This window comes from Desulfurivibrio nitratireducens, from assembly GCF_044068515.1.
Lineage (GTDB): Bacteria > Desulfobacterota > Desulfobulbia > Desulfobulbales > Desulfurivibrionaceae > Desulfurivibrio.
In genome coordinates this window covers 1-19,162 of the sequence record NZ_JBIPKI010000046.1, presented here as the reverse complement: position 1 = coordinate 19,162, position 19,162 = coordinate 1, and the positions used below count along the sequence as shown (strand labels likewise).

The following is a 19,162-nucleotide window of genomic DNA, read 5'->3' as shown; positions in this document are numbered from 1 at the left end:
CGGTGGTCAGCATGCACCAGCGGGGCTTCGGCTTCGCCATGCTGGCCGATCCCGCCGAGGCGGCTCAATTCAAAAAGGATATTTTTCTGCCCCCCGGCGATGCTTTGGGCGGGGCGGTCCATGGCGACCGGGTCCTGGTCCGGGTGGTCAAGCAGAGCGGCGACCGGGCCGAGGGCAAGGTCCTGGAGGTGCTCCAGCGGGGCATTACCCGGGTGGTGGGCTTTTATGTCGCCGGCAAGAGCACCGGCCTGGTGGAGCCGGAGGATGAGCGCCTGCCCTACAAGATCGTGGTCAAGCGGGCCCGCAGCCAGGGGGCCCGCACCGGTGAGGTGGTTTATGCCGAGATCGAGAAATTCCGCGACCAGGGCAATCCCGAAGGCAAGGTCCTGGAGGTTCTCGGCGATCCCGCCGATGCCCGGGTGCAGACCGAGATGGCCATCCGCGGCTTTGAGCTGTCGCACCGTTTCAGCGCCGAGCTGCTGGCCGAGGCCGACGGCCTCGATGCCCGGGTGCGCCTGACCAAGGAGCGCCAGGATTTGCGCCAGATCCCCTTTGTCACCATCGACGGAGAGGACGCCCGCGACTTTGACGACGCGGTGGCGGTGGAGCCCCTGGCCAAAGGTTTTCGCCTTTATGTCGCCATTGCCGACGTCAGCCACTATGTCCGGCCCGGCACCCTGCTGGATGAGGAGGCCTACGCCCGGGGCACCAGCGTTTATTTTCCCGGCCGGGTGCTGCCGATGCTGCCGGAACGGCTTTCCAACGACCTCTGCAGCCTGATGCCGGGGGTGGATCGCTGCACCTTCACCGCCATCATCGATTTCGACCAGCAGGGGCGGCGGCGTCACGCCGCTTTTCAGCGCAGTCTGATTAAAAGCCGCCACCGCTTGACCTACGGCCAGGTCCGGGCCATGCTGGAAGATGGCGATCCCGAGCTGAGCCGCCGCTATGCCGATGTGCTGGCCGATCTCGGCCTGCTGCAGCAACTGGCGGCCCGGCTCAACGAGGTGCGGATGGAGCGGGGCAGCATCGGCTTTGAAATTCCCGAGGCCGATATCCACCTCGACGAGGAAGGCCAGGTGGACCGGATCCGCCGCAGCGAGCGCAACGTGGCCCACAGGCTCATCGAGGAATGCATGCTGGCGGCCAACGAGGCGGTGGCTGAATTCCTGGAAAAAAACCAGGCCGAAGTGCTCTACCGGATTCACGAGGATCCCGACCCGGTCAAGGTGGCCGAGTTCGCCGAATTCGCCAGCGCCATGGGGCTGCAGATCCCCCCCAACCCCGGCGGGCCCCGCTGGTTCGGCCAGGTGTTGAAGCTGGCCGAGGGCACTCCCCGGGAGTACATCGTCAGCAACCTGCTGCTGCGCTCGATGCAGCAGGCCCGCTACTCCCCGGAGAATGTCGGCCATTTCGGCCTGGCCGCCAGCCATTACACCCATTTTACCTCGCCCATCCGCCGCTATCCCGACCTCCTGGTCCACCGGGCCCTGGCCGCCCTGCTGGGCGGTAAGAGCGCTAAAAAGGTCAAGGGCCAGGGGGCGCTGCTGCCGTCCGGCCATTCGGTGCCCGAGGCCGGGGTCTGGCTTTCCCGGCGCGAGCGGGTGGCGGTGGATGCCGAGCGCAACGTCAACGATCGCCTGGCCGCCCTTTACATGACCGACAAGGTGGGCGAGGAATTCGAGGCGGTGGTTTCCGGGGTGGGGGCCTTTGGTATTTTCGTCGAGCTGGTGGAAATCATGCTCAGCGGCGCCATTTCCCTGAGCGAAATGCTCGATGACTATTACGAGGTGGAGGAAAAAAGCCACCGTCTGCTGGGCCGCCGGACCGGTAAAATCTACCAGATCGGCGACCTGGTCCGGGTGCGGTTGCAAGAGGTCGACCAGCGGCGGCGGCGCCTCAATTTCGTCATTGCTTCCTGAGATCGGCCGTTGACGTGGTTGGGGACAGATTTAAAATCTGTCCCCTTGTCCGAGACTCTCCTTTTTCCCTGGTTTTGACAGATGGCTGAATATCCTGATTATGGCGGGTCCGAGGCCCGGACCGATGAGTCGACCTCCGCCTCCCCGGCCTGGCGGCCGGAAGAACTGCTGGCCAACGCCGCCGTGGTCCTCAAAGAACCCAAGTTCGCCGAAAATATCGGTTCGGCGGCCAGAATAGCCCTGAACATGGGGATCTCCCGTTTGATCGTGGTGGGCCGCCAGGAGCATGAACGGGAAAAAATGCTCCGCACCGCCACCCACAAGGCGGCGGGCCTGATCGACCAGCTCGAACGCCATGAGACCCTGGCCGAGGCCCTGGCTCCCTTCGGCCGGGTGATCGCCACCTCGGCCCGCCAGGGCCGTCAGCGGGGCATGTGTCCCCCGCCCCGGGCGGCCATGCGCGAGGCGGTGCCCTTTCTGGCCCACAACCGGGTGGCCCTGCTCTTCGGCCCCGAAGACCGGGGCCTGACCAACGAAGATCTTTACTTCTGCCAGCAACTTACCACCATTCCCACCGCCGATTTCTCCTCCCTCAACCTGGCCCAGGCGGTGGCGATTCTCTGCTACGAACTCTCCAGCGCGGTCCATGAGGCCCGGCCGGCCAACCGGGAAGAAAATCGCCCGGCCTTGGCCAACGTTCACGAGATGAACGCCATGTACGGTCATGTCGAGGAGGTGCTGCAGCGCATCGGCTTCCTGCGGGCCGAAGACTCGGCCTACTGGATGAAGAACGTCCGTTCCCTGCTCGGCCGGGTCGACCTCCGGGCCAAGGAAGCCAAGGTGATTCGGGGCTTCTGCCGGCAGTTCCTCTGGTACAACCGGTAAACACGCAGCAGCACCACATCTTGCGTCGATCACGGTAAAACGCGCAGCAGCACCACATCTTGCGACGATCAGGCCGGCTCGCATAGCGAACTATGCGTCGCCGTCCTGCTTGTCGCAATCTGCGGCACTGCTGCGCGTTTACCTTGCCGGCGGGGATCCAACCAGATTTTTCCTTATCCGGGTTGCGCTGCGCTTACCCGGGCCTGGTGGGCATAGTGAACTGTGCGTAGCCAAACTGATCCGGCGGGAATCCAACCCGTTTTTTTTGCTATTCGGTGTTCGGGTTGCGCTGTGCTGACCCGGGTGGGGTTAGGTTAGGAGGGGGCCCAGGGGGCAGCGGTCGCAGCGGGGGTTGGTTTTGCGGCAGAATTCTTTGCCGGTGCGGACGATGAGGGCGTGGTATTCGTTGTAGAGCTGGGGGTCGGCGGGGAGGGCGTCGGTGAAGGCTTCCTGGATGGCGTGGTAGTCGGTTTCCTCCGGCAGCACGTGGTGGCGGCTGAAAATCCGGTGGGTGTAGGCATCCACCACGAAGACCGGCTGGTTGGCGGCGTAGAGGATGATGGAATCGGCGGTTTCCGGGCCGATGCCCTTGACCCCCAGCAGTTGGCGCCGCAGCTCATCGGTCGGCAGGGCCAGGAAGGCGGCCAGAGTGCCGTATTCCCGGTGGACATGGTGGAGCAGGTTGTGGAGGCGTTGGGCCTTGAGGTTGTAATAGCCGGCCGGGCGAATGTGGGCGGCCAGGATTTCCGGGGGGAGTTCGGCCAGGGCGGCCAGGCATTCCTCTTCGTTGGGGCCCGGCGGCCCGCCTGGGGGCCACTCCTGGTCCCGGCCGGAGGCGGCGGGGCGGGGCAGGAGGTCGAATTCGCGCAGATTGGCGATGGCCTTCTCGACGTTGCTCCAGGCGGTGTTCTGGGTCAGCACCGCCCCGACCGTGATCTCCAGGGCGCTTTCGCCCGGCCACCAGTGCTGGGGGCCGAAGAAGGCCAGCAGGCGCTCGTAGATGGCGGCCAGGGAGGAGGAGGTCATGGGCGTGCTCGGGCCTTGGTCGGGGGGACGGGTCAGTCGCTGCGGATGAAGAGGAAGTAGACGGCGATGCCCAGGGCCAGGACCCCGACCCCGGCCACCGGCAGAACCTTGCTCAGTTGCAGGTGGCCGTCGACCACCAGGTCCTCCATCATCGGGCTGCCGGAGAAAATCCACAGGCCCAGGACCAGGGCGGTGATCACCAGGGTGTTGACCGACTGCTTGTAAAAGTGGTAGCCGATAAAGGCGATAAAAGGCACCAGGAACCAGGGGTTGGTGAACAGCCCCCTGACGTCCACCTCCCGGAACTGGTCCGGAACGTTGGTGTTGGCGATAAAATCAACGATGGCGCCGAAAATGTCCATGGCAAGGCCCCCTCAAACCTTCATTCAACTTGCGTCGCTTCTTTGTTCGCGGGTCCGGCTGGCCTGCTTGTAAACCTTGATGGCGCAGAAAGAGCCGCACATGCTGCAGGCGTCACCGGTGTACGTGTTGCCTTCCTCACGATAACGGCGCGCCTTGTCCGGGTCAATGGAGAGTTCGATCTGGCCCTTCCAGTCCAGGGCGCAGCGGCGCTTGGCCATTTCGATGTCGCGTTCCATGGCCCCGGGCAGTCCCTTGACGATGTCGGCGGCGTGGGCGGCGATCCGCGAGGCGATCACCCCGTCGTGGACATCCTGGGAGCTGGGCAGCTTGAGATGCTCGGCCGGGGTGACGTAGCAGAGAAAATCGGCCCCGGCCGAAGCGGCGATGGCCCCGCCGATGGCCCCGGTGATATGGTCGTAACCGGGGGCGATGTCGGTGACCAGCGGCCCCAGGACGTAGAAGGGGGCGTTGTGGCAAAGCCGCTTCTGCAGCAGCACGTTGGCCTCGATCTGGTTCAGAGGCATGTGGCCCGGCCCTTCGATCATCACCTGGACCCCGGCCTCCCAGGCCCGCTGGGTCAGCTCGCCGAGGTGGATCAGCTCCTGGACCTGGCCCCGGTCGGTGGCGTCGGCCAGGCAGCCGGGGCGAATGCCGTCGCCCAGGCTCAGGGTCACCTCATGCTCCTTGAGGATGGCCAGCAGGTCGTCGAAGTGCTCGTAGAGCGGGTTTTCCCGGTTGTTGTGGCTCATCCACTCGATGGTGAAGGAGCCGCCCCGGCTGACCACTCCCAGCAGGCGGGGATGGTTGTCGATCCGCTTCAGGGTGTCGCGGGTGATCCCGCAGTGGACGGTCATGAAGTCCACCCCGTCTTTGGCCTGCTCTTCGATGGTCTGGAAGATATGGTCGACGCTGACCTCGCCGATCTTCTTTTTCTCCTTTTCGACAAACTGGGCGATGCTCTGGTAAATGGGCACCGTTCCCAGGGGAATCGGGCAGTTCTTGAGAATTTCGCGGCGGATGGCGCTGATTTCCCCGCCCATGCTCAGGTCCATGACCGCGTCGGCCCCGGCCTTGAGGCAGACGCAGAGCTTCTGCAGTTCGTTGTCCAGTTCGGGATGATCCTTGGAAGAACCGATATTGGCGTTGACCTTGGTTCTGAGCCCGGCGCCGATCCCGGTGATCCGGGGAAAATCGTGGTGGACGTTCTTGGGAATGCAGATGGTGCCGACGGCTACTCCGGCCATCAGGGTTGCCACGTCGACCCCTTCGAGGGCGGCGCACTGTTCGAAGATCGGGTTGATCTTGCCATTAATGGCGTCTTCGCGAAGACTCATCTTGAAAACTCCCATCCCGACCGCCGGCGATTGGGGCGGAGGACGCTTGAATTGAGCGGTCAGGACTGCTGAGGAATGCCGAGCCCCGGGCCGCTTGCCGGCGGGAGGCCGACGCAATAGTTTTCTGAACCGAAAAAGGGAGAGTTTACCAGGATTTTTCCGCCCCTGTCAACGCAAAACCTCTCCCGGCGGCAAGCCCCGGCCCGCCCCGGTTGGCGGCTGGGCTTGCGGTGCCGGCCGATGCGGGGCCGGGTTGGCACGGCCGGGGTCGGATCACCAGAAGGGCAGGTAGCCCTGCTGGATCAGCAGGCGGCCGGCGATGGCGATCAAAACCAGGCCGCCGATGATTTCCGCCCGGCGGCCCAGGTTGGCGGTATTGCTCAGCAGGCAGCCCAGGCGCAGGCCGGCGATGGTAAAGAGGATGGCCACCACCCCGATGAGCAGGGCCGGCAGCCAGACCGGCTCGGCCAGGACGGCAAAGCTCAGGCCCACCGCGAAGGCGTCGATGCTGGTGGCCACCGCCAGGATCACCAGGGTTTTGCCCCGGGTGGGGTCCTGGCTGCGGGCCTGTTCGGGGTGATCGCTCAAGGCCTCGTGGATCATCCGCCCCCCCACCAGCACCAGCAGGCCGGCGGCCAGGGGAGTCCCGAAACGCTCGACGTAAGCGTGAATGCCCAGGCCCGCCCCCCAGCCCAGCACGGTCATCGCCCCCTGGAAGAAGCCGAAGTGCCAGGCCAGCCGAAAAACCTGGCGCCGGGAAACCCGGCACAACCCCATCCCGGCCGCCAGAGCCACAGCAAAAGCATCCATGGCCAAAGCCACGGCAATCAACAAAACACTGATAATTCCCATGCCCTAACCCCGGCGAAACCCGGCCCCCGTCTTGCCAACCCGGCCCCGGATTGGCAGGCCAACAACCGCCCGCCCCACTGTTTTGTCACCGGCGGGCGGCACAGTCTGTATGGTGGCCCAGGTTCGCGGGCAAACAACCGGCAGTGCCGCAACTTGCGGCAAGCGGTCCGGCGCCGCTTGGGCACCAGCTTGGCCTCGCCGGTAAACGCGCAGGAGTGTCGCAGATTCGGGCAAGCAGGCCGGCGCCGCATAGTTCGCTATGCAAGCCGGTCCTGATCGCCCGAAGATGCGGTGCTCCTGCGCGTTTACCATTAGAGTTTGGTTTCGCCGGTGGCGAGCCCTTCCAGGGCCGGGCGGTCGAGAATGGTGATCCGGGGCCCGTCGCTGCTGATCATCCCGGCCTTGGCCATTTTTCCCAGAATCCGGGAAAGGGTTTCGGGAATGGTGCCCAGCAGGCCGGCCAGTTGGTTCTTGCTCACCGGCAGCAGAACCTGGTCCCGGCCCTGCTGCTGCTGGCTGAGGTAGAGCAGGTGGGCGGCCAGGCGGCCGGGGACTTCCTTAAGGGAGAGTTCCTCGATCAGTTGGGCGAATTTTTTCAGGCGCAGGGAGAGAGCGGCCAGCATGTTGAGGGCAACTTCAGGATAGCGGTTGATCAGCTCGATAAAGGCCCGGCGGGGCAGGAAGAGGACCCGGCTTTTTTCCAGGGCCATGGCGTGGGCCGGGTAGCTCGAGCCGAGGAAGACCGCCGCCTCGGCAAAGGGTTCGCCGGGGCCGAAAAGATGGAGGATCTGCTCCTTGCCGTCCGGGGAAAGCTTGTAGATCTTGACCAGGCCGGTCACCACCAGGAAGAAGCCGTCGCCGGGGTCGCCCTCGGCAAAGATCTCGCGGCCCCGGGCGAACTCCTGGTCGGTGGCGATCATGGCCAGTTCGTCGTACTGTTCCCGGTTCAAGCCTTTGAAGAGGGGGACGGTGGCCAGAAAAGCGGCGATATTCATCATGACTCCATGTTGGGGGGAGGCGGCCGGCCGGTCGGGACGCGGCGAAAATGGCCTTGCTTTTTTCCTTTAAAAACGATTTGCTGTCGTATCTTTACAGCTGACTGGGCAGCTGACTGGGCAGCTGACTGGGCAACCAATTGGAGCCGGAGTGGGTTATGACGGTAATTGATGGCGGCGTTATCGCGGTGGTGGTTTTTTTCGTCACCTGGGGAATCTGGGTGGGCTTTATCGGCCAGTTGGTCCTGGTGATCGCCCTGGTGCTGGCATTCGTGGTGGCCGGAGTTTACGCCCCGGAATTCCAGGCGCTGCTGGCTCCCTACATTTCTTCCCCCCGCCTGGCCTTTCTGGCCTCCTACCTGCTGCTGCTGCTGGCCGCCTACCTGGGCTTCCGGCTCCTGGCGGTGGTGCTGGGCCGCCTGGTCCAGCTTTCCATCGCGCCCTGGTTCGACCGCGTGCTGGGCGGGGCTTTCGGCTTCGCCAAGGCCTACCTGCTGCTGGTGATCTGCTACCTGGTGCTGGCCGGGGCCAACACCCCGCTCAACCAGATGCTGGAACAGTCTTATTCCCGGCCCTACCTGGCAGCCGGGGCCGACTATCTCCAGGGCTGGGTCCGCGACCAGGACAACCTGGAAATTTTCCGCCCCCGCGAACCCGCCATCTCATCGATCCTGCCGATCCCCGGCGACCCGCCCCCCGGCAGCTCCCGCTGACCGGCACCAGACGCAAGCCGCCAGGACCAGGGCCGCGCAGGTTGGGGCAAGCAGTTCCAAAGGCTATCCCCGAGTATGCCGCCGGACCTGAAAACCCCCCAGCCGCGGTGTCACCACGTAAGTAAAATTCAGCTGGGCACCGCAGGTTGGGACAAGCAGGTCCGCAGGCTATACCTGAGTATGCCCAGGACCTGATCGCCCCAAGATGCGCCGCCCAGCGCACTTTTACTCCCATTCGATGGTGCTGGGGGGCTTGGACGAAATATCGTAAACCACCCGGTTAACCCCGCGCACTTCGTTGATAATCCGGCTGGAAATCCGGCTCAGCAGTTCGTAGGGCAGCTGGGACCAGCCGGCGGTCATGAAATCCTTGGTTTCCACCGCCCGCAGGGCCACGACGTGCTCGTAGGTCCGGCCGTCGCCCATGACCCCGACGCTTCTCACCGGCAGAAAGACGGCAAAGGCCTGGCTGATCTTGTCGTACCACTCGCTCTGGTAGAGTTCATCGATGTAGATGGCGTCGGCCTGGCGGAGAATGTCGGCGTATTCCTTTTTGACCTCGCCCAGGATCCGCACCCCGAGGCCGGGGCCGGGGAAGGGATGGCGCCAGACCATCTGCCGGGGTAGGCCCAGCTCGTCGCCGATGGCCCGGACTTCGTCCTTGAAGAGTTCGCGCAGGGGTTCCAGCAGCTCCAGTTTCATGTAATCGGGCAGCCCGCCGACGTTGTGGTGGCTTTTGATGTTCTGGGCCTTGCCGGTCTTGCCGCCGGCCGATTCGATCACGTCGGGATAGATGGTGCCCTGGGCCAGCCAGCGGGCCCCTTCAAGGCGGGCGGCGGCCTCTTCGAAAATGTCGATGAAGAGGTTGCCGATGATCTTGCGTTTGCGTTCCGGGTCGGCAACTCCGGCCAGGGCGGTAAGAAAACGCTCCTCGGCATCGACCCGGACTACCTTGACCCCCATGTTTTCGGCGAAGGTGGCCATGACCTGGTCGCCCTCGCCCAGCCGCAGCAGGCCGGTATCGACGAAGACGCAGTTGAGCTGATCGCCGATAGCCCGGTGGATCAGGGCGGCGGCCACCGAGGAATCGACCCCGCCGGAAAGACCGAGAATCACCTGGTCGCTGCCCACCTGGCCTTTGATCCGGGCCACGGCGTCCTCGATGATCTGGCCGGGAGTCCAGTGGCCGTGGCAGCCGCAGATCTTGCGGACGAAGGAAGCGATCAGGATTTCGCCCCGGGGGGTATGGTTGACCTCGGGATGAAACTGCACCCCGTAGAGCTGGCGGGCGGGATCCTGGATCGCCGCCACCGGGGCGTTGGCGGTGGCCGCCACCACCGAGAAGCCTTCGGGCAGCCGGGCGATATGGTCACCATGGCTCATCCAGACCGGGCTCTTGTCCTCGACGAAAAAGCCGTCGAAGAGGGGCCCGGCCTTTCCGGTCAGCTCTATTTCGGCGTGGCCGTATTCCCGCTTGCCGGCCGGCACCACCTCGCCCCCGAAATGGCGGGCCATGACCTGCATGCCGTAGCAGATGCCCAGCACCGGCACCCCCAGCTCCAGCAGATCCTCGTCCAGGTCCGGGGCCCCCTCCTCGTAAACCGACTTGGGCCCGCCGGAGAGAATGATCCCCTTGGGCGCAAACTCGCGAATCGCCGCGATCCCCATGTCATGGGGATGCAGCTCGCAGTAGACATGCGCCTCCCGCACCCGCCGAGCGATCAACTGAGTATACTGCGACCCAAAATCCAGAATCAGAATCTTCTCACTATGAATATCCATGGCCTTCCTGACTTGACTGAAAAAAATTGACATGGGTGAGGCGGTAAACTTTCTCCAGTGCCGCAGATTCGGGCAAGCGGTCCGGCGCCGCGTAGCAGCGCTACGCAAGCCGGGCCGATCGCCCGAAGATGTGGTGCTGGAGAATGTTTACCTAGCCGAGGCGGTAGTTGGGGGCCTCTTTCGTGATAATCACGTCATGGACATGACTTTCCTTGAGCCCGGCCTGGGTGATGCGGACAAAGCGGGCCTTGCCGCGCAGTTCGCTGACGCTGGCCGCGCCCACGTAACCCATGCCGGAACGCAGCCCGCCCATGAGCTGATAGATCATGTTGGCCAAGGGACCGCGGTAGGGCACCTTGCCTTCGATCCCTTCCGGCACCAGCTTGGCCTGGCTTTCGGCGTTGTCCTGGAAGTAACGGTCGCTGCTGCCCTTCTGCATGGCGCCCAGGGAGCCCATGCCGCGGTAGCCCTTGTAGGTCCGGCCCTGGTAGAGGAAGGTTTCGCCGGGGGCCTCGTCGGTGCCGGCGAACAGGCTGCCGATCATGATTGCGCTGGCCCCGATGCCGAGGGCCTTGGTGATCTCGCCGGAATACTTGATGCCGCCGTCGGCGATGATCGGCACATCATACTGGTCGGCGACCCGGGCGCAGTTGTGGATCGCCGTAAGCTGGGGCACCCCGACTCCGGCGACGATCCGGGTGGTGCAGATCGAGCCCGGGCCCACCCCGACCTTGACGCAGTCGGCCCCGGCCTTGATCAGGGCCTCGGTGCCTTCGGCGGTGGCCACGTTGCCGGCGATCACCGGCAGTTGGGGAAAGGTGCTCTTGATCCGGACCAGGGCGTCGATGATATTCCGGGAATGGCCGTGGGCCGAATCCAGCACCACGATATCCACCCCGGCGGCCATCAGCAGCTCGACGTCGTTGAGGGGGGTGTTGACCCCGATGGCGGCCCCGACCCGCAGGCGGCCCAGGTCATCCTTGGCCGCGTCGGGGTAGCGGCGGATTTTTTCGATGTCCTTGATGGTAATCAGACCCTGGAGGCCGCCTTTTTCGTCCACCACCAGCAGTTTTTCGATCCGGTGCTCGTGGAGGAGGGCCTTGGACTGCTCCAAAGTGATGCCGGGCCGGGCGGTAACCAGGTTCTTGCTGGTCATCACGTCCCGGACCTTGAGGTTCTCGTCGGTGACGAAGCGCAGGTCGCGGTTGGTGACGATCCCCACCAGCTTGTCGCCGCGCAGGACCGGCATTCCGGAGATCTGGTAGTAGCTCATCAGTTCGTTGACCTCGCGCACGGTCCGCTCCTCTTCCACCGTGACCGGATCGACGATCATCCCCGATTCGGACTTCTTGACCTTGCGGACCTCCCGGATCTGCTCCCCGATGGCCATGTTCTTGTGAATGATGCCGATACCGCCCTCCCGGGCCATGGTAATGGCGGTGCGGTGTTCGGTCACCGAGTCCATGGCGGCGCTGACCAGGGGAATTTGCAGTTTGATGGCGCGGGTCAGGCGGGTGGAAAGATCGACGGCCGAGGGCAGAACCTCGGAGGCGGCTGGGACCAGCAGCAGATCGTCGAAAGTATAAGCGGTTTCCAGGTTGTCAAGCGGCATAGTCTGGCTCCTTGGGGGTGGAAAGGGGCTGGGTGATAAATATTTTATTCTAACCGCTTTGCGGCCGGCGGTAAATTTTCTTTTTGCGAGCCGGGCGCCGATGGGCTAGTATGGCCGTCCTTGATGCACTAACCAGGGAGGAAGAGCCTTGCTGCTGGAAATCAACCCCGACAATCCGCAACCGCGTCTGATCAAGCAGGTGGTCGATGCCCTGCGCCATGGCGCGGTGATCTGTTACCCCACCGACACGGTTTATGGTATTGGCTGCGATATTTTCAACCAGAAGGCGGTGAAGCGGATCTACCAGATCAAGCAGCGGCCGCTGTCAAAGCCCTTCAGCTTCATCTGCGCCGATCTCAAGGACGTCAGTACTTACGCCCATGTTTCCAATACCGGCTATCGGGTGATGCGGAAATGTCTGCCCGGGCCCTACACCTTTGTCATGGTGGCGACCAAGCTGGTGCCCAAAATCATGATGACCCGGCAGAAAACCGTGGGGATCAGGGTGCCCGAGCACCAGATCTGCATGGATTTGGTCCACGGGCTGGGCAACCCGATTCTGACCACCAGCGCCACGCCCGATGATCCCGATTTTCCGATGCTGATCCACGCCCATGAAGTGGAAGAGCGTTATGGCAAACAGGTGGATATTATCATCGACAGCGGCCCCCTGGCCCATTCGGCCCCTTCCACCGTGATCGCCCTCGAAGATGATGAGCTGATCGTTCTGCGCCCGGGCAAAGGCAAGCTGGAAGACCTGGGCCTGTAGCCCGGCCGGCCAGCTTGGCCGGGGCAGGCGATAAGACGGCACTGCTGATTCCGCTCAACTTCCGGGGGCGGCGCGGCCTGCTCCAAGCAAGACCGGCGGCTATACCCAAGTATGCCGCCGGTTCCGAGCGCGTGCAGCCGCGGTGTCGCCACCAGGCGTTGCCTAATCGATGAGGCCGTCCTTGAGGGATTTGCTCATCGTGAAGTGGACGTTCTTGCGGGGCGGGATGTGCATTACCTTGCCGGTCCGGGGATTCTTGGTGGTGCGGGCCTTACGCTCCCGCACCGAAAAGCTGCCGAAACCGCGGATTTCCACCCGCCGCTTCTCTTCCAGGGCCTGGAGGATGCTTTCCAGCATGATGTCCACGGCCTGGTTCAGATCCTTTTTCAGAAAACCCGGCATTTCTTCGGCAACAGCATTGATGAGATCCCGTTTAAGCATAGTCTTCTTCCTTACGAGTTATGGTGAAATGGTCCATTCATAAGCCAGAACCGGGGTTATGTTAAGCGGCGAGGTCAGGCGCGTTTCCGCCTTGCTGCCCAGGAGCAGCGCGAGCAGGGAAAAATCACGCCGCGGCGGATAGATCAAGTGCGGCACCACTTCCGGGTCCAGCCCGGCCAGCTCGGCGGCGAGCAGGGCGGCGTCGTTGAGATTGCCCAGCTCATCGATCAATTCCATCTCCCGGGCCTTGGTTCCGGAGAAAATCCGGCCGTCGGCGAATTCCCGCACCGTCTCTTCGGGCAGGTTCCGGCTGGCGGCCACGGCGGCCACGAACTGGTCGTGGACCCCGCTGATCATCTCCTGGAGCATGGCCCGTTCTTCCGGGCTCATGGTCCGGTCGGGAGCGCCGATGTCCTTGAGGGCCCCGCTCTTGATGGTTTCCGTCCGGTAGCCGATTTTTTCCAGCAGCTCCTCGAGGTTGACGAACTTGATGATAACCCCGATGCTGCCGGTAAGGGTGCCGGGATTGGCGACGATCTTTTCCGCCCCCAAAGCCGCGTAAAGCCCGCCGGAGGCCGCCACCGAACCCATCGAGGCCACCACCGGCTTAATGGCGTTGGTGCGCTGAACTTCGCTGTAGAGCTCCTGGGAGGCCCCCACCGCGCCGCCGGGGCTGTCGATCCGCAGGACGATGGCCTTGATCCGCTCCTGGTTGCGAAACTCGGTGAGCTGGGCCACGATCTGGTCGGCGGAACTGATTACCCCCCGGACCTCGATGACCCCGACCCCCTCCTTGCGGGTGCCGGAGCCGAAGAGCTCCGAGGAGTCGGAGCGCAGCAGCGAACCGAGCAAAAAGCTCACCCCGGCCCAGAAGAGCAGGCCGACCACCAGCAAAATCAGGCAGCCGCTGAGCAGAGGATGTCTGCGGCGCAGTGAGCTTTGTTCACCCATGATCAGTACCTGTCCCGGCAGCCGGTTCAGGATTCATTCTTGTCCCGGTTCTCCATCTCCTCCTTGAGCAGGTCGCCCAGGGTGGAGGGGCCGCTCTTGGCCTGTTTCTGCTTGAACTCCTCGATCCGGGCCGCCTCGCCCTCCTCGCTGAGGGCCTTGAGGGAAAGGCCGATCTTGCGGTCCTTGGCCGAAACATTGATGACTCGGGCTTCCAGGGTATCGCCGACATTGTAGAGGCCCACCGGAGTATCGATCTTCTCCTTGCTCAACTCGGAGACATGGATCAAACCTTCGATGCCTTCCTCCAACTCGACGAAGACGCCGAAGTCGGTGACGTTGGTGATCTTACCGCTGACCTTGGTGCCGATGGAGTATTTTACCACCGCCGCTTCCCAGGGATCAGGCTGCAGTTGCTTGATGCCCAGCGAGAAGCGCTCGTTTTCCTTGTCGATCTTGAGGACCACGGCCTGGATGGTTTCGCCCTTGGCGTATTTCTCGCCGGGGTGCTTGATCCGCTCGGTCCAGGAAAGATCGGAAACGTGGATCAGGCCGTCGATGCCTTCCTCGATGCCGATGAAGATCCCGAAATCGGTGATATTCTTGATCTTGCCTTCGATGATCGAACCAACGGGGTAGTTATCCGCCACCATGTCCCAGGGGTTGGGCTGGAGCTGCTTCATGCCCAGGGAAATCCGCTTGGCTTCCGGATCGACGTTGAGGACCGCCACTTCGACCTCGTCGCCAACGGCCACGATCTTGGAAGGATGGCGGGACTTCTTGGACCAGGACATCTCGGAGATGTGCACCAGGCCCTCGACTCCTTCCTCGAGTTCGACAAAAGCGCCGTAATCGGTGATGCTGACCACCTTGCCGGGGATCTTGGCGCCCACCGGGTAGCGCTGCTGAATGGTTTCCCAGGGATCGCTCTTGAGTTGCTTGACGCCCAGGGAGACCTTATCGTTTTCTTTATCGTATTTGAGGATCTTGACCTGGATCTCGTCGCCCACCTTGAACATCTTGGAGGGATGAGAAACCCGGCCCCAGGAGAGGTCGGTGATATGGCAGAGGCCGTCCATGCCGCCTAGATCGACGAAGACCCCGTAATCGGTGATATTGGTGACCGAGCCGGTGAGGACCTGGCCTTCCTCAAGAGTGGAGCGCATTTCCTCGCGCAGCTTCTTGCGCTCGTCTTCCATGATGGCCCGCCGGGAGATGACCACGTTGTTGCGGCGGCGGTTGTATTTGAGCACCTTGAAATCGAAGGTCTGGCCGATCATGGCGTCGAGATCGCGCACCGGCCGCAGATCGATCTGGGAGTAGGGCAGAAAGGCCGGCACGCCGATGTCCACGGAAAGGCCGCCCTTGACCCGGCTGTCGATGCGGCCGCTGATGGTGCTGTCGGCCTCCTGGATGCGGGCAATCTCTTCCCAGACCTTGATGCCGATGGCCCGTTCGCGGGAAAGCTTGAGTCCGCCTTCCGGCTCGCGTTTTTCAACAAAAACTTCAAAGGTGTCGCCGATCTTAACGTCGATCTGACCCTCTTCGTTACGGAATTCGCTGATGTCGATTTCGCCTTCCGCCTTGTCCCCGATGTCCACGAGGACATGATCCTTGCCTACGGCGATTACCTCGCCCTTGACCACTTCGCCCACATCCGCCACCCGGATGCTCTGCTCAAACAGATCAGCGAAGCTTTCACCACCAGTGGTTGTTGTTGTGTCTGTGCTGTTTCCCATGTCGACGATCCTCCTTAAATTATGGAAATACGATGGGGTTATATACCAGAGGCGGGGAAGAAATACAAATTATTTTGTCGGGCCAGAAAGGGGCGGAGAATCGGGGCGGAAGGCGGGAAAAACCGGGGGTTCAGGCGCAGGTGCAGCCGTCTTGCGAGCTGCTTTGGCAGAGCGCCATGTCGCAGTGAATCCGGTCGCCGCCGGCCTGCTTGGCCCGGTACATGGCCTGGTCGGCCCGGTTCACCAGATGGTCGATGTCGTCGTCCCAGGAGTAGATCGGCCGGCGGATGAAGCGGGCCAGGCCGATGCTCAGGGAGGTGGTGCCGAAGGGGTTGCGCCGGTAATGCTCGAGGATCCGCCGGGCCACCGCCACCGCCTGCTCATCGTTGGTATAGGGCAGGATGATGGCGAATTCGTCGCCGCCATGGCGGCAGCAGTGATCGACGTTCTCCCGGGTGTTGTCCAGCAGCAGCCGGCCGATGGCCTTGAGAACCTCGTCGCCGGCCTGGTGACCGAATTGGTCGTTGTAGATCTTGAACTTGTCGGTATCGATGATGGCTACGAAAATCGGATATTCCTGGCGGTGGGCCCGGGGTATTTCCTCCCGCAGCTTGGCCTCGAAGCCGCGCCGGTTGTAAAGCCCGGTCAGAGAGTCGCACATGGAAAGCTGCTCGAGCTTGCGGACCAGTTCCTGCTCGCGCAGGGCCCTTCTCAGCTTGGCTTCCAACTCGTCGATGTTGAACGGTTTGGTGATGAAATCGCAGGCCCCGGCCCGGATCACGTCGGTATAGCTGAACCTTTCGGCATAGCCGGTGATGATGATTACATCGAGGCGGGGATAGAGATTCTTGGCTTCCTTGAGCAGGGCGATGCCGTCCATCTCGGGCATGGTCATGTCGGTGAGGACGATGGAGATGCCGCCCCGCTTGAGTTCCTCCAGGGCTTCGCGGCCGTTGCGGGCGGTAACGCATTGAAAGCCGAAGGAGACTATCGATGACTCGAGCAGCTTGAGGATTTGAGGATCGTCGTCGACGGCCAGAATCTTGGTCGGCGATGCGGGGTCCGGCTCTTCCGGCAAAAATGCCTGATGCATTCAGGATGCTCCCTGGCGGTGAAGTCCGGGCCAGCAATGCCATGCCGGTGGTATTTCGCCGCCGGCGGTTCAGCCATGGCCCGGTGTTTTTCCGTAGCGCGTCAACACTTGCCAATTTGGCCCGGGCGGCGAAAAATCATTGCCTTTTTGGGCTTTTTATCATAAGAGTCAGTTCAACTTGCGCCCGGATGTCCGTAGTCCCGGCGGCGGCGGTCCCGCGACTGACCCGGCCAGGCAAAACGCGTTTCTGTTTGGATATTGAAGCATAAGCTGTTTGCGGTGGCAAACAGATAATCTTTTTTCCGCGGAAATATTTTCACGGCCGCGTGATATTGAAAGCATAACAGCAAGCCGGAGCAGCTCCCCAAGATGAAACTTCCTTCCCTTACCATTGGCCCCTATACGGCGCCGGTTCCCCTGATCCAGGGGGGTATGTCCATTCGTGTTTCCACTTCCGCCCTGGCGGTTCCCGTCGCCCAGTGCGGCGGGATCGGCACCATCGGCGGCTCCGGCCTGCCGGTGGAGGAACTGCAGGCCGATATCCGCAAGGCCAAGAGCGAGACCGACGGGATCATCGCGGTGAACATCATGTTCGCCATGAAGAATTTCTACAACCTGGTCATGGGCTCCATCGAGGCGGGGGTGGACATGATCATTACCGGGGCCGGTTTTTCCCGGGATATTTTCAAGATTGGCCAAGAGACCAAGACCCCCATCGTTTCCATCGTTTCCTCGCCGGCCTTCGCCCGCCTGGCGGAAAAACTGGGTGCGGCGGCCATCGTGGTGGAGGCCAAGGAGGCCGGGGGGCATCTCGGCACCGACCAGGCCCTGCGGGATCTTTTTCCCGAGATCCGCAAGGTGGTCAAAAAGGTGCCCCTGATTGCCGCCGGCGGAATCACCAACGGCTACGAGATGGCCGAAATGATGGATAAATACGGGGCCGACGGAGTCCAGATCGCCACCCGGTTCGTCCTCACCGAGGAGTGCTCGGTGGCTGACAACTTCAAGCAGGCCCTGCTCAAGGCCCAGGCCGAGGACGTCACCCTGATCCGCTCGCCGGTGGGCCTGCCCGGCCGGGCCATCAAGACCTCTTTCGTCGAGCGCCTGGCCGCCAAGGAAGAGCTGAAGGCCAAGGAGTGCCGCTTCAAGTGCCTGAAAAAGTGCGATCATTTCTACTGCATCAGCGAACGGCTGCAGAAGGCCCACGATGGCGACCTGGAGGAGGGCCTTTTCTTCTCCGGGGAAAATGTCTGGAAGATGAAGGAAATTCTGACGGTGCGGGAAGTTTTCGACCAGTTTGTCAGCCAGGCTGAATCAGTTTACAAGGAGCAAGGATAGTTGCCGGAGGACGCGCGTCTTGCCTCCTTTTTTCCGCCAAGCCGATATGACCGAACCCGTTGCCTCCGAACCCCGCGTAATTCCCCGTTCAGACCACCCCATATCCCGCGCCAGGATCGATCGCGAGGCCCTCAAGGTCATGCACCGCCTGCGGGATGAAGGCTTTCGGGCCTACCTGGTGGGCGGTGGGGTCCGCGATCTGCTGCTGGGCAAAACCCCCAAGGATTTCGATATCAGCACCGACGCCAAGCCCGGCGAGCTGCGGAAGGTGTTCCGCAACAGCCGGATCATCGGCCGGCGCTTTCGCCTGGTCCAGGTCTTCTTCCCCGGCGGCAAGATCATCGAGGTCTCCACCTTCCGCTGCCGCAGCGAGTTCGAACTAAACGGCGGCGAAGTCGCCACCCTGGCCTCGGACAACACCTTCGGCGATCCCGCCGAGGATGCCTTCCGCCGCGACCTGACGATCAACGCCCTCTTTTACGAGATTGAAAACTTCAGCGTCATCGATTACACCGGCGGGGTCGAGGATCTGCGCCGGCGCCTGGTCCGCCTGGTGGGGGATCCCGATCGCCGCCTGATCGGCGATCCGGTCCGGATGCTGCGGGCCATCCGCCACGCCGCCCGGGCCGGATTCACCATCGAGGAGGAAACCTGGCGGGCCATCCGGCGCCATGTCGACAAGCTGAGCCTGTGCCCGGACTCCCGCCTGCGCGACGAGTTGTTCAAGGATCTCCAGGCCGGGGCCAGCCGAACCTGGGCCGAACTGGCCTTGGCCAGCGGGATTTTCTCCCGCCTGTTTCCCTTTTATCGGCAGGTGCTGCCCGAGCCCGACCCCGACCAGCCCGATTTGCAAAAGATCGTCCGGCCGACCCCGTTGACCGAGCTGCTTTTCCAACTGCTCACCGTGGTGGACCGGGCCGTGGCCGCCGGTAAAACCCCCACCGAGGAGATTATCTTCGCCCTGCTGCTGCTGCCCTGGGCCGAAGCCCGGTTCCAGCTTTTGGCCAGCCGCCCCGACCGGGCCGCGGCCTATCGTTTTTCCCGGCAGTTGCGCAACGATCTGGACGATATCCTGGTCCCCCTCAACATCAAGCGCCATACCAAGGAAGCCCTGGCGGTACTGCTGGCCAACCTGCCCTTGCTGCTGGCCCATGGCGCCGAGCCGGCAGCGGCGGCCGGCCAGAAGGAGCCCCAGTGGCCCCGCTGGCTGGTCCGCAAGGGCTATTTCCCCCGCTGCCAGGCCTTTTACGAGTTGTACCTGGCCGCCATCGCAGGCGGCGAGTTGCCGGCCAGCATTGCCGAGGTGGCCGCGGCGCCGCCCCTGGCCAAACCCAAAAACCACCGCGTTGC

At 63.0% G+C, this 19,162-nt stretch carries 17 protein-coding genes; 6 read left to right on the top strand and 11 right to left on the bottom strand.

Features of this window, described 5'->3' with window-relative positions; genetic code table 11:
• Positions 1-1,922: ribonuclease R (rnr, locus tag ACHHTY_RS10225; protein WP_395494032.1), on the top strand; the 1,922-nt coding region annotated here is incomplete at its 5' end.
• Positions 1,923-2,003: 81 nt separating this feature from the next.
• The gene (locus ACHHTY_RS10220; RefSeq protein WP_395494031.1) at positions 2,004-2,807 is read left to right on the top strand and encodes an RNA methyltransferase; all 804 of its coding nucleotides are present in this window, start codon (positions 2,004-2,006) and stop codon (positions 2,805-2,807) included.
• Between the two features lie 309 nt (positions 2,808-3,116).
• Here ACHHTY_RS10220 and ACHHTY_RS10215 read toward each other — a convergent pair whose 3' ends face one another.
• The 5 genes from ACHHTY_RS10215 to ACHHTY_RS10195 all read right to left on the bottom strand — a co-directional run bounded on the left by ACHHTY_RS10215 (position 3,117) and on the right by ACHHTY_RS10195 (position 7,377).
• On the bottom strand, positions 3,117-3,833 hold the full coding sequence (locus ACHHTY_RS10215) for an endonuclease III domain-containing protein (protein ID WP_395494030.1): 717 nt from the start codon (positions 3,831-3,833) through the stop codon (positions 3,117-3,119).
• A 32-nt stretch (positions 3,834-3,865) separates the two neighbouring features.
• Complete coding sequence (locus tag ACHHTY_RS10210; protein ID WP_395494029.1) at positions 3,866-4,195, bottom strand: hypothetical protein; 330 nt, start codon at positions 4,193-4,195, stop codon at positions 3,866-3,868.
• Positions 4,196-4,219: 24 nt separating this feature from the next.
• Positions 4,220-5,530 (bottom strand): phosphomethylpyrimidine synthase ThiC, encoded by a 1,311-nt coding sequence (gene thiC / locus ACHHTY_RS10205; RefSeq protein ID WP_395494028.1) that lies wholly within the window; start codon positions 5,528-5,530, stop codon positions 4,220-4,222.
• 273 nt (positions 5,531-5,803) lie between these two features.
• Positions 5,804-6,382 (bottom strand): manganese efflux pump MntP, encoded by a 579-nt coding sequence (locus ACHHTY_RS10200; RefSeq protein WP_395494027.1) that lies wholly within the window; start codon positions 6,380-6,382, stop codon positions 5,804-5,806.
• Positions 6,383-6,693: 311 nt separating this feature from the next.
• Positions 6,694-7,377, bottom strand: coding sequence for a Crp/Fnr family transcriptional regulator (locus tag ACHHTY_RS10195; protein WP_395494033.1), 684 nt, complete (start codon positions 7,375-7,377; stop codon positions 6,694-6,696).
• 158 nt (positions 7,378-7,535) lie between these two features.
• On the opposite strand from ACHHTY_RS10195, the gene ACHHTY_RS10190 reads away from it, so the two are divergent.
• Positions 7,536-8,090 (top strand): CvpA family protein, encoded by a 555-nt coding sequence (locus ACHHTY_RS10190; RefSeq protein WP_395494026.1) that lies wholly within the window; start codon positions 7,536-7,538, stop codon positions 8,088-8,090.
• A 225-nt stretch (positions 8,091-8,315) separates the two neighbouring features.
• Here ACHHTY_RS10190 and guaA read toward each other — a convergent pair whose 3' ends face one another.
• Entirely contained in the window at positions 8,316-9,872 is a 1,557-nt protein-coding gene (gene guaA / locus ACHHTY_RS10185) for a glutamine-hydrolyzing GMP synthase (protein ID WP_395494024.1), read from the bottom strand.
• A 151-nt stretch (positions 9,873-10,023) separates the two neighbouring features.
• Positions 10,024-11,484 carry an IMP dehydrogenase gene (gene guaB / locus ACHHTY_RS10180; RefSeq protein WP_395494023.1) on the bottom strand — a complete coding sequence of 487 codons (1,461 nt, stop codon included), beginning with the start codon at positions 11,482-11,484 and terminating at the stop codon, positions 10,024-10,026.
• Between the two features lie 148 nt (positions 11,485-11,632).
• Between guaB and ACHHTY_RS10175 the strand changes: the two genes are divergently transcribed.
• The gene (locus ACHHTY_RS10175) at positions 11,633-12,253 is read left to right on the top strand and encodes an L-threonylcarbamoyladenylate synthase (protein ID WP_395494022.1); all 621 of its coding nucleotides are present in this window, start codon (positions 11,633-11,635) and stop codon (positions 12,251-12,253) included.
• A gap of 162 nt (positions 12,254-12,415) precedes the next feature.
• Here the strand turns inward: ACHHTY_RS10175 and ACHHTY_RS10170 are convergent, their stop codons facing one another.
• The 4 genes from ACHHTY_RS10170 to ACHHTY_RS10155 form a co-directional block, all read right to left on the bottom strand.
• Positions 12,416-12,694, bottom strand: a complete 279-nt coding sequence (locus tag ACHHTY_RS10170; protein ID WP_395494021.1) for an HU family DNA-binding protein — start codon at positions 12,692-12,694, stop codon at positions 12,416-12,418.
• 18 nt (positions 12,695-12,712) lie between these two features.
• A complete protein-coding gene (gene sppA / locus ACHHTY_RS10165) occupies positions 12,713-13,645 on the bottom strand; it encodes a signal peptide peptidase SppA (RefSeq protein WP_395494020.1) in 933 nt (310 codons plus the stop codon).
• 26 nt (positions 13,646-13,671) lie between these two features.
• On the bottom strand, positions 13,672-15,381 hold the full coding sequence (locus ACHHTY_RS10160) for a 30S ribosomal protein S1 (protein WP_395494019.1): 1,710 nt from the start codon (positions 15,379-15,381) through the stop codon (positions 13,672-13,674).
• 130 nt (positions 15,382-15,511) lie between these two features.
• A complete protein-coding gene (locus tag ACHHTY_RS10155; protein ID WP_395494018.1) occupies positions 15,512-16,474 on the bottom strand; it encodes a GGDEF domain-containing response regulator in 963 nt (320 codons plus the stop codon).
• A gap of 369 nt (positions 16,475-16,843) precedes the next feature.
• Between ACHHTY_RS10155 and ACHHTY_RS10150 the strand changes: the two genes are divergently transcribed.
• Both ACHHTY_RS10150 and pcnB read left to right on the top strand, forming a co-directional pair.
• A complete protein-coding gene (locus ACHHTY_RS10150; RefSeq protein WP_395494017.1) occupies positions 16,844-17,812 on the top strand; it encodes an NAD(P)H-dependent flavin oxidoreductase in 969 nt (322 codons plus the stop codon).
• Between the two features lie 46 nt (positions 17,813-17,858).
• Positions 17,859-19,162 (top strand): polynucleotide adenylyltransferase PcnB (gene pcnB, locus ACHHTY_RS10145; RefSeq protein ID WP_395494016.1); only part of this gene is annotated, 1,304 nt, incomplete at its 3' end.

Coding starts and splice junctions, on each gene's coding strand:
- ACHHTY_RS10220 (WP_395494031.1), top strand. CDS start 2,004: ATGGCTGAATATCCTGATTATGGCGGGTCCGAGGCCCGGACCGATGAG.
- ACHHTY_RS10215 (WP_395494030.1), bottom strand. CDS start 3,833: ATGACCTCCTCCTCCCTGGCCGCCATCTACGAGCGCCTGCTGGCCTTC.
- ACHHTY_RS10210 (WP_395494029.1), bottom strand. CDS start 4,195: ATGGACATTTTCGGCGCCATCGTTGATTTTATCGCCAACACCAACGTT.
- thiC (WP_395494028.1), bottom strand. CDS start 5,530: ATGAGTCTTCGCGAAGACGCCATTAATGGCAAGATCAACCCGATCTTC.
- ACHHTY_RS10200 (WP_395494027.1), bottom strand. CDS start 6,382: ATGGGAATTATCAGTGTTTTGTTGATTGCCGTGGCTTTGGCCATGGAT.
- ACHHTY_RS10195 (WP_395494033.1), bottom strand. CDS start 7,377: ATGAATATCGCCGCTTTTCTGGCCACCGTCCCCCTCTTCAAAGGCTTG.
- ACHHTY_RS10190 (WP_395494026.1), top strand. CDS start 7,536: ATGACGGTAATTGATGGCGGCGTTATCGCGGTGGTGGTTTTTTTCGTC.
- guaA (WP_395494024.1), bottom strand. CDS start 9,872: ATGGATATTCATAGTGAGAAGATTCTGATTCTGGATTTTGGGTCGCAG.
- guaB (WP_395494023.1), bottom strand. CDS start 11,484: ATGCCGCTTGACAACCTGGAAACCGCTTATACTTTCGACGATCTGCTG.
- ACHHTY_RS10170 (WP_395494021.1), bottom strand. CDS start 12,694: ATGCTTAAACGGGATCTCATCAATGCTGTTGCCGAAGAAATGCCGGGT.
- sppA (WP_395494020.1), bottom strand. CDS start 13,645: ATGGGTGAACAAAGCTCACTGCGCCGCAGACATCCTCTGCTCAGCGGC.
- ACHHTY_RS10160 (WP_395494019.1), bottom strand. CDS start 15,381: ATGGGAAACAGCACAGACACAACAACAACCACTGGTGGTGAAAGCTTC.
- ACHHTY_RS10155 (WP_395494018.1), bottom strand. CDS start 16,474: ATGCATCAGGCATTTTTGCCGGAAGAGCCGGACCCCGCATCGCCGACC.
- ACHHTY_RS10150 (WP_395494017.1), top strand. CDS start 16,844: ATGAAACTTCCTTCCCTTACCATTGGCCCCTATACGGCGCCGGTTCCC.